This window comes from Sulfitobacter sp. SBS6 (genome assembly GCF_048285585.1).
In the GTDB taxonomy this organism is placed as follows: Bacteria; Pseudomonadota; Alphaproteobacteria; order Rhodobacterales; family Rhodobacteraceae; genus Sulfitobacter; species Sulfitobacter pontiacus.
Genome location: NZ_JBLWBA010000005.1, coordinates 132,483 through 145,604, shown reverse-complemented (window position 1 = coordinate 145,604; position 13,122 = coordinate 132,483). Strand labels below are relative to the sequence as shown.

14 protein-coding genes are annotated in these 13,122 nt (G+C 61.3%); 9 read left to right on the top strand and 5 right to left on the bottom strand.

Features of this window, described 5'->3' with window-relative positions; genetic code table 11:
- The 3 genes from ACNQ62_RS04090 to ACNQ62_RS04080 are packed head-to-tail and all read right to left on the bottom strand — an operon-like array spanning nucleotide 1 to nucleotide 2,054.
- Nucleotides 1-522 (bottom strand): gamma carbonic anhydrase family protein, encoded by a 522-nt coding sequence (locus ACNQ62_RS04090; protein WP_009824655.1) that lies wholly within the window; start codon nucleotides 520-522, stop codon nucleotides 1-3.
- Nucleotides 519-1,160, bottom strand: coding sequence for a guanylate kinase (gene gmk, locus ACNQ62_RS04085; protein WP_005853615.1), 642 nt, complete (start codon nucleotides 1,158-1,160; stop codon nucleotides 519-521). Before gmk ends, ACNQ62_RS04090 begins: the two co-directional genes overlap by 4 nt.
- Before the next feature lie 3 nt (nucleotides 1,161-1,163).
- Nucleotides 1,164-2,054 (bottom strand): YicC/YloC family endoribonuclease, encoded by an 891-nt coding sequence (locus ACNQ62_RS04080; RefSeq protein ID WP_418094267.1) that lies wholly within the window; start codon nucleotides 2,052-2,054, stop codon nucleotides 1,164-1,166.
- Nucleotides 2,055-2,282: 228 nt separating this feature from the next.
- Between ACNQ62_RS04080 and ACNQ62_RS04075 the strand changes: the two genes are divergently transcribed.
- Nucleotides 2,283-2,942, top strand: coding sequence for a PAS domain-containing protein (locus tag ACNQ62_RS04075; RefSeq protein WP_418094266.1), 660 nt, complete (start codon nucleotides 2,283-2,285; stop codon nucleotides 2,940-2,942).
- 97 nt (nucleotides 2,943-3,039) lie between these two features.
- On the opposite strand, the gene ACNQ62_RS04070 is transcribed toward ACNQ62_RS04075, so the two are convergent.
- The gene (locus ACNQ62_RS04070; RefSeq protein WP_304951189.1) at nucleotides 3,040-4,410 is read right to left on the bottom strand and encodes a class II 3-deoxy-7-phosphoheptulonate synthase; all 1,371 of its coding nucleotides are present in this window, start codon (nucleotides 4,408-4,410) and stop codon (nucleotides 3,040-3,042) included.
- 204 nt (nucleotides 4,411-4,614) lie between these two features.
- Here ACNQ62_RS04070 and ACNQ62_RS04065 point away from each other — a divergent pair, with 204 nt between their 5' ends.
- Nucleotides 4,615-5,619, top strand: coding sequence for a GlxA family transcriptional regulator (locus ACNQ62_RS04065; RefSeq protein WP_180827738.1), 1,005 nt, complete (start codon nucleotides 4,615-4,617; stop codon nucleotides 5,617-5,619).
- Here the strand turns inward: ACNQ62_RS04065 and ACNQ62_RS04060 are convergent.
- On the bottom strand, nucleotides 5,616-6,725 hold the full coding sequence (locus ACNQ62_RS04060) for a PQQ-dependent sugar dehydrogenase (RefSeq protein ID WP_418094265.1): 1,110 nt from the start codon (nucleotides 6,723-6,725) through the stop codon (nucleotides 5,616-5,618). The two genes, ACNQ62_RS04065 and ACNQ62_RS04060, sit on opposite strands and share 4 nt — an antisense overlap.
- 159 nt (nucleotides 6,726-6,884) lie before the next feature.
- On the opposite strand from ACNQ62_RS04060, the gene ACNQ62_RS04055 reads away from it, so the two are divergent.
- The 7 genes from ACNQ62_RS04055 to ACNQ62_RS04025 all read left to right on the top strand — a co-directional run bounded on the left by ACNQ62_RS04055 (nucleotide 6,885) and on the right by ACNQ62_RS04025 (nucleotide 13,102).
- Entirely contained in the window at nucleotides 6,885-8,075 is a 1,191-nt protein-coding gene (locus ACNQ62_RS04055) for an ABC transporter substrate-binding protein (protein WP_064216484.1), read from the top strand.
- Nucleotides 8,076-8,165: 90 nt separating this feature from the next.
- Complete coding sequence (locus ACNQ62_RS04050; RefSeq protein WP_005853630.1) at nucleotides 8,166-8,945, top strand: ABC transporter ATP-binding protein; 780 nt, start codon at nucleotides 8,166-8,168, stop codon at nucleotides 8,943-8,945.
- The gene (locus ACNQ62_RS04045) at nucleotides 8,942-9,508 is read left to right on the top strand and encodes a hypothetical protein (RefSeq protein ID WP_051577590.1); all 567 of its coding nucleotides are present in this window, start codon (nucleotides 8,942-8,944) and stop codon (nucleotides 9,506-9,508) included. Before ACNQ62_RS04050 ends, ACNQ62_RS04045 begins: the two co-directional genes overlap by 4 nt.
- An 11-nt stretch (nucleotides 9,509-9,519) precedes the next feature.
- A complete protein-coding gene (locus ACNQ62_RS04040; RefSeq protein ID WP_342579730.1) occupies nucleotides 9,520-10,341 on the top strand; it encodes an ABC transporter ATP-binding protein in 822 nt (273 codons plus the stop codon).
- 21 nt (nucleotides 10,342-10,362) lie between these two features.
- Nucleotides 10,363-10,791 carry a hypothetical protein gene (locus ACNQ62_RS04035; RefSeq protein WP_418094264.1) on the top strand — a complete coding sequence of 143 codons (429 nt, stop codon included), beginning with the start codon at nucleotides 10,363-10,365 and terminating at the stop codon, nucleotides 10,789-10,791.
- Entirely contained in the window at nucleotides 10,791-11,801 is a 1,011-nt protein-coding gene (locus ACNQ62_RS04030; protein WP_005853635.1) for a branched-chain amino acid ABC transporter permease, read from the top strand. The genes ACNQ62_RS04035 and ACNQ62_RS04030 overlap by 1 nt, the downstream gene beginning before the upstream one ends.
- Nucleotides 11,798-13,102: a branched-chain amino acid ABC transporter permease gene (locus ACNQ62_RS04025; protein ID WP_418094263.1), complete on the top strand. Its 1,305-nt coding sequence runs from the start codon at nucleotides 11,798-11,800 to the stop codon at nucleotides 13,100-13,102. The genes ACNQ62_RS04030 and ACNQ62_RS04025 overlap by 4 nt, the downstream gene beginning before the upstream one ends.
- Nucleotides 13,103-13,122 lie beyond the last annotated feature (20 nt).

Genomic DNA, 13,122 nt, shown 5'->3' with positions numbered 1-13,122 from the left:
TCAGACGGGTTTAAGCTGGCTGGCAAAGCGCCGCGCGTTGTCTTGGTAGTGTTTCGCGCTGGCGGTCAGCCCGGCAATCGCCGCCGCGTCCAGCTCGCGCACGACCTTGCCCGGTGCGCCCATCACAAGCGACCCGTCGGGGATCACCTTGTTTTCTGTGATCAACGCCCCTGCCCCGATCAGACAATTCTTGCCGATCTTGGCCCCGTTCAGGATCGTCGCCCCCATCCCGACCAGCGAATTATCCCCGATGGTGCAGCCGTGCAGCATGACCTTGTGACCGATCGTACAGTTTTCCCCCACGGTCAGCGGGCAGCCCGGGTCCGTGTGAAAGACGCAGTTTTCCTGCACGTTACTGCCCTTGCCCACGAGGATCAGTTCGTTATCGCCGCGCAGCGTACAGCCGAACCAGACAGAGGCATCAGCCTCGAGCGTCACATTCCCAATGACATTGGCATCGGGGGCAACCCATGCATCCGCGTGAACCTGCGGGGTGATATCGGCCAGAGCGTAAAGCGTCATTTCGTGTCCTCGAATTCTGATTGCAGCGCGCGCACATGATCCACCAGTTTCGGCTGCTGCGAAAGGCGCAATCTTTCGGCGGTGATGATCGACTTCAGCTTGGCCTCTGTTTCGGTCAGGTCGTCATTGACCAGCACGTAGTCGTAGCCGTCCCAATGACTGATCTCGTCCCAGCTTTTCTCCATTCGCAGGGCGATGGTATCGGGGGCGTCCTGACCACGGGTTTCCAGACGCCGCCGCAGCTCTTTGATCGAGGGCGGCAGGATGAAGATCGACAGCACGTGCTGCTTGAGCGTCGAGTTGCTGATCTGCTGCGCGCCCTGCCAATCCACGTCGAACAGCACATCGCGGCCACTGTCGATCGCCTTTTGCACCGGTCCCTTGGGCGAGCCGTAATAGTTGTTGAAGACGCGGGCGTGCTCCAGCATATCGCCATCGTTCACCATGGCGCGGAAATCATCCTCGGCGGTGAAAAAGTAGTCCTTTCCGTCTTCCTCGCCGACACGCGGTGCGCGGGTGGTGGCCGAGACAGAGAATTCAAGCGAGGTATCCCAATCGCGCAGCTTGCGGGCCAGCGTCGATTTACCCGCCCCCGAGGGCGAGCTGAGGATGATCAATAGGCCGCGTCTGTCGCTCATGTCTTACTCCACATTTTGCACTTGTTCGCGCATCTGATCTATCACCGCCTTCAAGGCCAGCCCGATCTGGGTCAGCGCGGTGTTTTGTGCCTTGGCGCACAGTGTATTGGCCTCGCGGTTGAACTCCTGCATCAGGAAATCCAGCTTGCGCCCCACGGCCCCGTCCTGCGCCAGCAAGGCGCGGGCGGCATCCACATGGGCGTGCAGGCGGTCGATCTCTTCCGTGATGTCGGATTTGACGGCGATCAGCGCCAGTTCCTGCGCCAGCCGGTCAGCGTCCACGCCTTCGGCATTGTCCAGCACCCGCGAAAGATTGCGTTGCAACGTCTGTGCCATCTCGTCCTTGCGCGTCTCGGCCAGCGCGGCGGCCTGTGTCGTCAGCTCTGCCACCTGCGCCAACTGCGCTTCGAGAACCTGCGCCAAGGCAGCCCCTTCGCGGGCGCGCATGTCGTTGAAATCGGCAAGCACTCCGGGGAATTCCGCCAGCAGTGTCGCGCAAAGGGCGGCCACATCATCCACCGTCGTCGCCTGTTCAAGCACGCTGCGCATGGTGACGATATCGGTCGCCTTGGAGGGCGCAAGCGAGATACCCGCGTCCATCGCGCGCGCTTCGATCTGGTGCAGCGCGTCCAGCACGACCTCAAGCTGATCCGCGTTCACCGTCAATGCGCCAGAGCCATCCTCGCGGGTGATCCGTAGGTTGCAGGTGACATTGCCGCGGGTGATGGCCGCGCCGAGCGTTTTGCGCAGGCCGGCTTCCAGACCGTCGATCCAGTCGGGCACACGCAGGCGCAGGTCGAGCCCCTTGCCGTTGACCGATCGCAATTCCCACCCCCAACTGTGCGGGCCGGACGCACCACTGGCCGAGGCGAAACCCGTCATCGAACGTATCATGGCATGGTCCTTGTCGATTGCGATTGTTGCGCGCCTTAAAAGGGAAACTCGCAAATGGGGCAAGTAAAAAGCCATTCTGCCGCGCGAGGTCTCCCCTTAACGGTCTGTTAACCAAGTTTGCTGTTATATCTACAAATTACCGCTCATTTGACTAAACTCAGGCAATACATCGCGGCCCCACTGCCGCCCCCCGTCCTGCTCTTGTCCCGACCGCAATAAGGCTGCCCGATGAAACATCTTCCCCCTCTGGATGACATGCCCCAGACCGGCTCTCGCCGCGTGATGCCGCCGCCGACACCCGCGATGGTTGACGTGCGGGCCTATTGGCAGGGGCTGTGCCGTGGTCAGCCGGTCCCGTTCCGGTCGCAGATCGACCCTGCACAGATAACGTCCGTGCTGGATCACGCCTTTGTTCTGGAACGCAGGCGGTCTGAACTGGCGCGGTTTCGCGTTGCCGGATCGCAGCTGTGCACTGCCATGGGGATGGACCTGCGCGGGATGCCGATGATCTCTCTGTTCGACCCGTCCGAGCGTCGCCGCTGCAGTGATTGGCTGGATCACATTCTGTCACAGCCCGCCACCGGAGAGATGACGCTCACCGCGGGGGATGCGACCGTTCAGGCGCGTATGCTGGTGCTGCCGCTGCGCAGTGACATGGGGCAGATCGACCGGATGCTTGGCTGTCTGGAGCTCACATCCAATGGCATCGAGCATCCGGGCTTGTATCGGATCGGCAATCTTGCCACCGCACCGATCCCGCGCCCGCCACGGACCGATGTGGCAGAGGAAACGCGCGGGCCCTGCCCCGAAGGTTTCGCCGATCCCGCCGCGCGTTTTGCCGCGCGGCGAGATCGCAACCGGCCAGCCTATCTACGGGTCGTGAAGTAAACGGGGCAACCCCGATGGGACGCACCCCGATGCCGCAAAAGAAAAAGGCCGCGCATGACGATATGCGCGGCCTTTCTTATTGCATGAGCTGCGGCAGTTAGCCGACGGCTTTGACCTGTTGGTTCGCCCGGCGTGCCGACAGTTCCTCGGCCACGAGGAAGGCAAGCTCCAGCGACTGGCTGGCGTTCAAACGCGGGTCGCAGGCCGTGTGGTAGCGGTCCGACAGGTCTTCGTCCTGAACGGCGCGGACACCACCAGTACATTCTGTCACATCCTGACCGGTCATCTCAAAGTGGACACCACCGGGCACGGTGCCCTCAGCCCCATGTACCGCAAAGAATTCACGCACTTCGCGCAGCACGGAATCGAACGGCCGCGTTTTATAGCCGCTTGAGGATTTGATCGTGTTGCCGTGCATGGGGTCACAGGTCCAGACGACATTCGCGCCCTCTTCCTGCACAGTCTTGATCAGACGCGGCAGGTGTTCACCGACATTGCCGGCCCCGAAACGTGCGATCAGGGTCAGGCGACCCTCTTCGTTTTCGGGGTTCAGCTTGTGCATCAACAGCTTGAGGTCATCGCTGGTCATCGTCGGGCCGCACTTCAGGCCGATGGGGTTCTGAACGCCGCGGGCAAATTCCACATGCGCGCCATCAGGCTGACGTGTCCGGTCGCCGATCCAGATCATGTGACCCGAGCCCGCCAGCCATTTGCCGGTCTGGCTGTCCTGACGGCACAGTGCCTCTTCGTATTCCAGCAGCAGCGATTCGTGGCTTGTATAATATTCCACCGATTGCAGGGTATGCGCCGTCTCGGACGTGACACCCGCCGCCGCCATGAAATCAAGCGTGTCTGATATGCGGTTCGCGATCTCGCGGTATTTTTCCGCCTTTTCGCTTTCGGTAAAGCCCAAAGTCCAGCCGTGCACCTGATGTACATCGGCATAGCCGCCGGTCGAGAACGCCCGGATCAGGTTCAGGGTCGCGGCGGCCTGTGTGTAGGCGCGCAACATCTTTTTAGGGTCGGGAATACGGGCGTCGGCGGTAAAGGCCAGCTCGTTGATGATGTCACCGCGGTAGCTTGGCAGTTCCACCCCATCCACGGTTTCAGTGGGCGCTGAACGCGGCTTGGCAAACTGACCCGCCATGCGGCCCAGCTTGATCACCGGCACTTTGGCACCGTGGGTCAGCACGATGGCCATCTGCAACATCACCTTGAAGGTGTCGCGGATCATATCGCTGCTGAATTGTTCAAAACTTTCGGCACAATCGCCGCCCTGAAGCAAGAACGCCTCGCCACGGCCCGCGGCCGCCAGATGCTTTCTCAGCCGCCGCGCTTCACCCGCAAAGACCAACAATGGATAACGGGACAATTCAGCTTCGACCGCGCGCAGCGCGTCCTGATCAGGATAGTCGGGCATCTGGATCCGCGGTTTGTCGCGCCAGCTTGATTTTGTCCAATCGGTCATCATTTTTCTCCGAAGTCCGCAGCGCCCGAAGTGTCAGGCGCAAACATTGTGAAATTGTGGTATATAAAGGTCTGACCCAAGTGACCAGAACCGAAATTCACCCTATTGACCTTCGCCCCCGCCCGTGGGCAAGGTTTTCGGCAGGTTTTTGAGGGCAGCGCCCACTTTGCCCCAACGTATAACGCAAACCTGAAAGGCGACGTGATGAGCGACACCCGTCTGGCCAACCGCATTCTTCCTGACGCTGAAAAGACACGGCGCTTTGTCTTTGTGCTGCTGGAAAACTTTACCATGCTCAGCTTTGCCTCGGCGGTGGAATGTCTGCGCATCGCCAACCGCATGGCGGGTCGTCCGGCCTATGACTGGCGTCTGATCGGCGAGGATGGCGGGCGCGTGCGCTGTTCGGCTGGGGCTGAATTTACGCTGGACGGCGATCTCGACGATCTGGGCCGCGACGACACGCTTGTGGTGTGCAGCGGCATCGACGTGCAGGCGGCGACGACCAAGAAGCTGCTGGGATGGCTGCGCCGGGAGGCGCGCAAGGGCATGATGGTCGGCGGTCTGTGCACAGCCGCCTTTACGCTGGCCAAGGCCGGATTGCTGGACGGGAAGAAAGCCACGATCCACTGGGAAAATCAGGATAGTTTCAGCGAAGACTTCGAGGACGTCACCCTGACGAAATCGGTCTTTGTGGTGGACGGTAACCGGATGACGACAGCGGGCGGGACATCCTCGATCGATCTGATGCTCAAGCTGATTGCCGACGATCTGGGCGAGGATCTGGCAAATGCCGTTGCCGACCAGCTGATCTATAGCTCCATCCGCACGGACCAGGACACGCAGCGTCTGTCGGTGCCCACCCGTATCGGCGTGCGGCATCCCAAGCTGGGTCAGGTCATCCAGATGATGGAGGCCAATATCGAAGAGCCGATCAGCCCGTCCTCATTGGCGCGCGATGTCGGCATGTCGACGCGGCAGCTTGAACGGCTGTTCCGCCGCTACCTCAACCGCAGCCCCAAACGCTATTACATGGAACTGCGCCTGCAAAAGGCGCGCAACCTGCTGATGCAAACGGATATGAGCGTGATCAACGTGGCGCTGGCCTGTGGCTTTGCCTCGCCGTCGCATTTTTCCAAATGCTACCGAGCGCACTATAACACCACACCTTACCGCGAACGCGGGTCGCATGCGGCCAAGCCTGTCGCCTAATCGTTACTGATCCGGTACACCGCACCGTTCCCGACCGAGATAAACCAGATCGCGCCGTCCGGTGCCTCTATGAGGTCGCGCACCCGTGCCGTGGCGGGGGTAGAGATTTGCGCCACCTCGGCCAGCGGGTCGCCCTGTAGCCGCGCGATATAATTGAACTTGAGCGAGCCTATGAAGATATCGCCCCGCCAGTCGGGAAACATCTTGCCCGAATAGACCAGCAACCCCGAGGGCGCGATAGACGGGTCCCAGTAGAAGGCGGGCTGCTCCATCCCCTCTTTCGCGGTGCCTTCGCCGATCTTGGCACCGGAGTAGTGACGCCCGTAGGATATCACCGGCCATCCGTAATTCGCGCCCTTGCGAACCGCGTTAACCTCGTCTCCGCCGCGGGCACCATGTTCTGACACCCAGAGGTTGCCCTTCAGATCAAGCGCTGCCCCTTGCGGGTTGCGATGCCCGTAGGACCAGATTTCCGGCAGCACGTCGTCACGCCCGACAAACGGGTTATCGGCAGGCACAGTACCGTCACGGTTCACCCGCACGACGGAGCCGTTGTGCTGACCCAGATCCTGCGCCGCGGGGCGGTCGCCGCGCTCTCCGACGGTGACGAAAAGCGTGCCATCGCGCGCCTCGACCACGCGGCTGCCAAAGTGCTGACCGGCGGCAGACCCGCGTGACATGGTAAAGAGATCGCGTAGATTTTCGAGCCGCGCACCATCCTGCGACAGCTCTGCCGCGGCAAGCGCGGTACCGGCCCCGCCCTCAAGCGCCTTGGCATAGGTCAGGAATACGGTGCGCGATCTGTCGAAATCCCGTGCCAGCGTGATGTCCAGCAAGCCGCCCTGCCCTGCGTCAACGACCTGCGGGGTACCCGCGACCTCGTGGTTGGTCCCCTCGCGGACCCGCAGCAAGCGGCCGTCGCGTTCGGTGACCAGCACGTCCCCATTCGGCAAAATTGCCAGCGCCCAAGGCGTCTCCAGCCCTGACACCTGCTGGGTGATCCGCAGCTCTTGCGCGCCAACGCCCGACGCGCCGATGACCGATCCGGCTATGACCAACGCCCCGATGGCCCGTGCGGCCAGATGCATCATCCCCCCGAGAAACATGGCTTTCCCCCTTCATACAACCTATCCCTGCAAACCTAGCGCAGACAAAGCGTCGATCCACATCATCTTGCGCCACTTTACCTAGGGATAACGCTTTTCTTTTTCAAAATCGCCGCATAGGCTCTGGCGCAGAACACCATGTTCAACAGGGAGAGAAACATGAAAAAGATGCTTATGGCCACAACGGCTGCAGCATTGCTGGCCACCAATGCCTATGCCGACGCGCACAGCAAGGACGTGAAGCTCGGCGTGATCTTTGGCTACACCGGCCCGATTGAATCGCTGACCGGCATCATGGCATCCAGCGCCGAGCTGGCCATGAAAGAAGTCACCGACAGCGGCATGCTGATGGACGGGGCGACAGTCACCCCCTCGCGCGCGGACACGGGCTGCGTCGATAACGCGCTTGCGGTATCCAGTGCGGAACGCCTGATCGCCGAAGGGATCAACGGCATTGTGGGCGCGGCCTGCTCTGGCGTGAGCGGCGCGATCTTGCAAAACGCGGCACTGCCCAACGGCATGGTGATGATTTCGCCATCCTCCACATCCCCCGGCCTGACATCCATGGAAGACGACGGTCTGTTCTTCCGCACTGCCCCCTCCGACGCCCGTCAGGGCGAGGTCATGGCAGAGGTGCTGATGGAAGAAGGCATCAAGGAAGTCGCGGTCACCTATACCAACAACGACTACGGCAAGGGTTTGGCGGACGCGTTCCAGCAGGCCTATGAAGCCGCGGGCGGAACGATCACCATCTCTGCCGCACACGAAGACGGCAAGGCCGATTACTCTGCCGAGGTTGGCGCGCTGGCCTCTGCCGGTGGCGACCGTCTGGTGGTTGCGGGTTACGTCGATCAGGGTGGATCGGGCGTTGTGCGTGCAGCGATTGATTCAGGCGCGTTCGACACGTTCCACTTCCCCGACGGGATGATCGCGGCGAACCTTGAAAACAACTTCGGCTCCGAGCTGGACGGCTCCACCGGCCAGCACCCCGGCACCGATAGCCCCGGCGCTGACAAGTTCACCGCGCTGGTCGACGGTGCCTTCGACACCACATCACCCTTCGCACCGGAAAGCTATGACGCAGCGGCGCTGCTGATGCTAGCGATGCAGGCCGCAGGGTCTTCCGATCCGCAGGTCTATAAGGATCAGGTCATGTCGGTTGCGAACGCCCCCGGCGAAAAGATCTATCCGGGTGAGCTGGCCAAAGCGCTGCAAATCCTCAAGGACGGCGGCGAAGTCGATTATGAAGGCGCAACCGCGGTTGAACTGATCGGCCCCGGTGAATCCGCTGGCAGCTACCGTCAGATCAAGATCGAAGATGGCAAGATCACGACGGTTCAATACCGCTAACATCACATGACGTGACAGAAAACAGCCCGGTGCATTGCGACCGGGCTGTTTTTGCAACGGGGCTTCGGCACCGCACGGGGAGACTACAAAATGATCGTCGTAGACGACATCCATAAACATTTCGGCGGGTTCCACGCCGTGGACGGGGCCAATCTGACCATTGGCAAAGGCACGATCACCGGTTTGATCGGCCCGAACGGTGCTGGCAAAACGACGCTGTTCAACGTGATCGCGGGGGTGCTCAAACCGACCTCGGGGCGCGTGACGATGGACGGCGAGGATATCACCGGCCTGCCCCCCCATACGCTGTTTCACAAAGGGCTGCTGCGGACCTTTCAGATCGCGCATGAATTTTCGTCGATGACCTGCCGCGAGAACCTGATGATGGTGCCCGGCGATCAGGCGGGCGAGACGCTATGGAACACGTGGTTCGGGCGCAAGCGCATCGCCGATCAGGAACGCGCCTTGCGCGCCAAAGCCGACGAAGTGCTTGAGTTTCTGACGGTGGAACATCTGGCCGAGCAGAAAGCGGGTCAGATCTCCGGCGGTCAGAAAAAGCTGCTGGAACTGGGGCGCACCATGATGGTCGACGCCAAGATCGTGTTCCTTGACGAGGTCGGGGCCGGTGTGAACCGCACGCTGCTCAATACCATCGGTGACGCGATCATCCGTCTGAACAAGGAACGCGGCTATACCTTTGTCGTGATCGAACACGACATGGATTTCATCGGCCGTCTGTGTGATCCGGTGATCTGTATGGCCGAGGGCAAAGTTCTCGCTCAAGGCACCCTGCCCGAGATCAAGGCCAACGAACAGGTTATCGAGGCCTATCTGGGCACCGGGCTCAAGAACAAGGCCGTGTCTGCATGAGACGGATGGCCACCGCATTGACGCTCTGCGCGGGATTTGCCCTGCCGCAGGCCGCTGCGGCCTGTGCGCAGCTGTCGGCGCAGGTCTGGATGTGCGATCGGGGCACCCCGTGGGAAGAAGCAACCTGGGACACGGTCGGCGACGGCTCCACCCGCTATCTGGGCGAGGTGATCCTGAACTTCACCCAAGAATGGCCCGGGTACGACATCGCCGACGGCACCTCGACGCTGGAAGAGCAATACGAGACCTATAGCGCCTGGATCGCGGCGGATGGCGGCCCTGCCCCCGAGGTGCTGAAGGTCGACCGGATCGATACCCCGATGGGCACGACCCTGCGCCACCTGCAATATGACGAGATCGAAGGCGACCGCACCATGAGCGCGGTCATGTTGTCGGATGTCGGATCAGCGCGGATTATGCTGTATCTCGATACCACCGACACAATGCCTTTGGATGAAATGGACAAGATGTCCTTTGAGGTGGCCATGATGCTGCGCGACACATGTGCGGATGAGATATCCTGCGCCGCGCCCATCCCTGCGGCAGCCCTGGACACCGAATGAAAGAGAACGACATGAGCAACCCATACGGCGACCGGGGCAATAAGGACCTGTCGATCGCGAACCCCAAAGGGCAAGGCACCGCGCAGCCGGTCAAAGGGGGCGGCAAAAGCCACCCCGCGCCGGGGGGCCCCTTCCTGATCGGCGACACGATGACGGGCGGTTATGGCAAGGGCCCTGATATCCTGCACGGCTGCACCATCGCCGTCGAAAAGGGTGAGATCGCCGTCATCGTCGGCCCCAATGGCGCGGGCAAATCCACGGCGATGAAGGCCGTCTTTGGCATGCTCGACGTGCGCCAGGGCCATGTCCGGCTGGACGGCGAAGACATCACCGCGCTGTCGCCGCAAGACCGTGTGGCCAAGGGCATGGGGTTCGTGCCGCAGACCTCGAACATCTTTACCTCGATGACGGTGGAAGAAAACCTCGAGATGGGGGCGTTCATCCGCCGCGATGATTTCCGTGATACGATGGCGCAGGTCTATGACCTTTTTCCGATCCTCAAGGAAAAGCGCTATCAGGCCGCGGGCGAACTGTCGGGCGGGCAACGCCAGCAGGTCGCTGTGGGCCGCGCGCTGATGACGCAGCCGAAGGTGCTGATGCTGGACGAACCCACCGCTGGTGTATCCCCCATCGTGATGGACGAACTGTTCGACCGCATCATCGAGGTCGCGCGGACCGGTATTCCGATCCTGATGGTGGAACAGAACGCCCGCCAAGCGCTGGAGATTGCGGATAAGGGCTATGTTCTGGTGCAAGGGGCCAATGCCTTTACCGGCACGGGCAAAGAGCTTTTGGAAGACCCTGAAGTTCGCAAGTCCTTTCTGGGGGGTTAAGCGATGCGATGGACCCTTCCGATGGCCCTATTGGCAACCACGGCGCCAGCCTTGGCGCAGGACAGCGTTGCCACGACCGCTGCAACAGCCCCGACCGCCGCAGCGGCTACGGCCCCCACAGAGCCCTTCCAGCAGACGATTGCGATCGCCTGCCGCTTTACGTGGGAATGTGTGGAGAACGAACCCTGCACCGAGACAGAGTTCACCCCCGACATCACCGGCAACGCAGGCGGCGCCTCTGCCGATGCGCTGACGGTTCAATCACAAATGGTCAGCGACGCCGAAACCGTCGACATGACCGGCACGAAACAGGTCAAGGCGCTGTCCCTGACGGGGGGTGGGTTTGATGCCCGCCACCTGCTGAGCATCGCCGCCGACGGGGCCTCCCGTTATACCGTGCATTTCGCTGATGGGCCGATTGTCATCAGCTATCTAGGGACATGCAAATAATGGATTTACTCAACGCTTTCATCGCCTTGGCCAACTATGTGCTGGTTCCGGGCATCGCCTACGGGTCGCAGCTGGCGCTTGGTGCGCTTGGGGTGACGCTGGTCTATGGCATCTTGCGGTTCTCGAACTTTGCCCATGGCGACACGATGGCGCTTGGCGCGATGTCCGCCGTGCTGATCACCTGGGGTTTCCAGTCGCTGGGGCTGAGCCTGGGAGTCCTGCCGACTGCCTTGCTGGCGCTGCCATTCGCGATCATCATCACCATCGGGCTGCTGCTTGGCACGGACAAGCTGGTCTATAGTTTCTACCGCGAAAAGAAGGCCAAGCCGGTGATCTTTGTCATCGTCTCGCTGGGGGTGACATTCGTCTATAACGGCATCACCCGCTTTATCATCGGCGCAGAGGATCAACGGTTTCTGGATGGCGAACGCTTCATCATCTCGGCCCGTGACTTCAAAGAGATGACGGGGCTTGAGGAAGGTCTGGCGATCAAAACAACCCAAGGGCTGACCGTGGTGACGGCTGTCATCGTGGTTGCCGCATTGTTCTGGTTCCTGAACAAGACACGCTCGGGCAAATCCATGCGCGCCTACTCTGACAACGAGGATCTGGCGCTGCTGTCGGGTATCAACCCTGAACGCGTGGTCATGATCACTTGGATCATTGTGGCCTGTCTGGCGACCACCGCAGGCGTGCTATACGGCTTGGACAAGTCCTTTAAACCCTTCACCTATTTCCAACTGCTGCTGCCGATCTTTGCCGCCGCCATCGTGGGCGGTCTTGGCAGCCCGATCGGGGCCATCGCGGGGGGCTTTGTTATCGCCTTCTCCGAGGTGACGATCACCTACGCGTGGAAAAAGGTCTTTGGCTACCTCGCACCCGAGGGGATGGCCCCCGACGGCTTGGTGCAGCTTTTGTCCACCGACTATAAATTCGCCGTCAGCTTCGTGATCTTGTTGATCGTGCTGCTGTTCAAACCCACAGGTCTGTTCAAGGGGCAATCGGTATGAACGAGACACTGAAAAACACCGCTCTTTTCGCCATTGTCGCGCTGCTGATCGTACTGACCGGGTTTGCGCAAAGCTGGAACGCGGCGCTGCTGATCATTGCGATGGGGCTGATCTCCAGCATCATGGCGCTTGGCGTGAACCTGCAATGGGGCTTTGCGGGGCTGTTCAACGTGGGCATCATGGGGTTTGTCGCCCTTGGCGGTCTGGCCGCTGTGCTGATCGGCATGCCCCCCACGCAAGGCGCATGGTCCGCGGGGGGCTGGGGGATCCTCACTGCCCTGCTGATGGGGGCCGCGACGATCATTCTGGCGGTTCAGGTGATGAAACGCATGGCCAAGGGATGGCTGCGCACGCTGGTTGTTCTGGTGGCGCTGGTGGCGGGGTTCTTTATCTTCCGCGCCCTGCTCGACCCGTCTGTAAGCGCGGTCGAGGCCGTGAACCCCGCGACCACCGGCTATCTTGGCGGGCTTGGCCTGCCGGTGATCATCGCCTGGCCCGTGGGCGGGCTGTTTGCAGCCGGCGCGGCCTGGCTGATCGGGAAAACCGCGCTTGGGCTGCGGTCTGATTACCTAGCGATCGCGACCCTGGGCATCGCCGAGATCATCATCGCCGTGCTCAAGAACGAGGACTGGCTGTCGCGGGGCGTCAAGAACGTCATCGGCATCCCGCGCCCCGTCCCCTATGAGATCGACCTGCAAAATAACGCGGGATTTGTCGAACAGGCGGCCGGCTTCGGACTGAACCCGGTAGAGGCATCGACGCTTTGGGTGAAATTCCTGTATGTGTGTCTGTTCGCCGTGGTGCTCTTGGTGCTGATGTGGCTCAGCCAGCGGGCGCTGAATTCGCCCTGGGGCCGCATGCTGCGCGCGATCCGCGACAATGAGGTCGCGGCCGAAGCCATGGGCAAAGACGTGACCGCACGGCACCTGCAGGTGTTCATCCTCGGCTCTGCCATCTGCGGGATTGCCGGCGCGATGATGACCACGCTGGACAGCCAGTTGACGCCCGGATCCTACCAGCCGCTGCGCTTCACCTTCCTGATCTGGGTCATGGTGATCGTTGGCGGGTCCGGCAACAATCTGGGGGCCGTGCTGGGGGGCTTTCTGATGTGGTACCTTTGGGTGATGGTTGAACCCATGGGGCTGTGGCTGATGCAATTGGTCACCGCGGGCATGTCCGACGGCTATTGGCTGAAAGACCACCTGATCGAGTCCGCTGCGCATATGCGGTTGATGACGATGGGGGCGGTCTTGCTGCTGGTATTGCGGTTCAGCCCGCGCGGGTTGATCCCCGAGAAGTAAAAGAAAAGGCCTTATCCCTC

Excerpts from the sequence above, each read along its gene's own strand:
- ACNQ62_RS04065 (WP_180827738.1), top strand. The coding sequence starts at position 4,615 with ATGAGCGACACCCGTCTGGCCAACCGCATTCTTCCTGACGCTGAAAAG.
- ACNQ62_RS04030 (WP_005853635.1), top strand. The coding sequence starts at position 10,791 with ATGGATTTACTCAACGCTTTCATCGCCTTGGCCAACTATGTGCTGGTT.
- ACNQ62_RS04055 (WP_064216484.1), top strand. The coding sequence starts at position 6,885 with ATGAAAAAGATGCTTATGGCCACAACGGCTGCAGCATTGCTGGCCACC.
- ACNQ62_RS04035 (WP_418094264.1), top strand. The coding sequence starts at position 10,363 with ATGGCCCTATTGGCAACCACGGCGCCAGCCTTGGCGCAGGACAGCGTT.
- ACNQ62_RS04080 (WP_418094267.1), bottom strand. The coding sequence starts at position 2,054 with ATGATACGTTCGATGACGGGTTTCGCCTCGGCCAGTGGTGCGTCCGGC.
- ACNQ62_RS04090 (WP_009824655.1), bottom strand. The coding sequence starts at position 522 with ATGACGCTTTACGCTCTGGCCGATATCACCCCGCAGGTTCACGCGGAT.
- ACNQ62_RS04025 (WP_418094263.1), top strand. The coding sequence starts at position 11,798 with ATGAACGAGACACTGAAAAACACCGCTCTTTTCGCCATTGTCGCGCTG.
- ACNQ62_RS04075 (WP_418094266.1), top strand. The coding sequence starts at position 2,283 with ATGAAACATCTTCCCCCTCTGGATGACATGCCCCAGACCGGCTCTCGC.
- ACNQ62_RS04060 (WP_418094265.1), bottom strand. The coding sequence starts at position 6,725 with ATGTTTCTCGGGGGGATGATGCATCTGGCCGCACGGGCCATCGGGGCG.
- ACNQ62_RS04070 (WP_304951189.1), bottom strand. The coding sequence starts at position 4,410 with ATGACCGATTGGACAAAATCAAGCTGGCGCGACAAACCGCGGATCCAG.
- ACNQ62_RS04040 (WP_342579730.1), top strand. The coding sequence starts at position 9,520 with ATGAGCAACCCATACGGCGACCGGGGCAATAAGGACCTGTCGATCGCG.
- ACNQ62_RS04045 (WP_051577590.1), top strand. The coding sequence starts at position 8,942 with ATGAGACGGATGGCCACCGCATTGACGCTCTGCGCGGGATTTGCCCTG.
- ACNQ62_RS04050 (WP_005853630.1), top strand. The coding sequence starts at position 8,166 with ATGATCGTCGTAGACGACATCCATAAACATTTCGGCGGGTTCCACGCC.
- gmk (WP_005853615.1), bottom strand. The coding sequence starts at position 1,160 with ATGAGCGACAGACGCGGCCTATTGATCATCCTCAGCTCGCCCTCGGGG.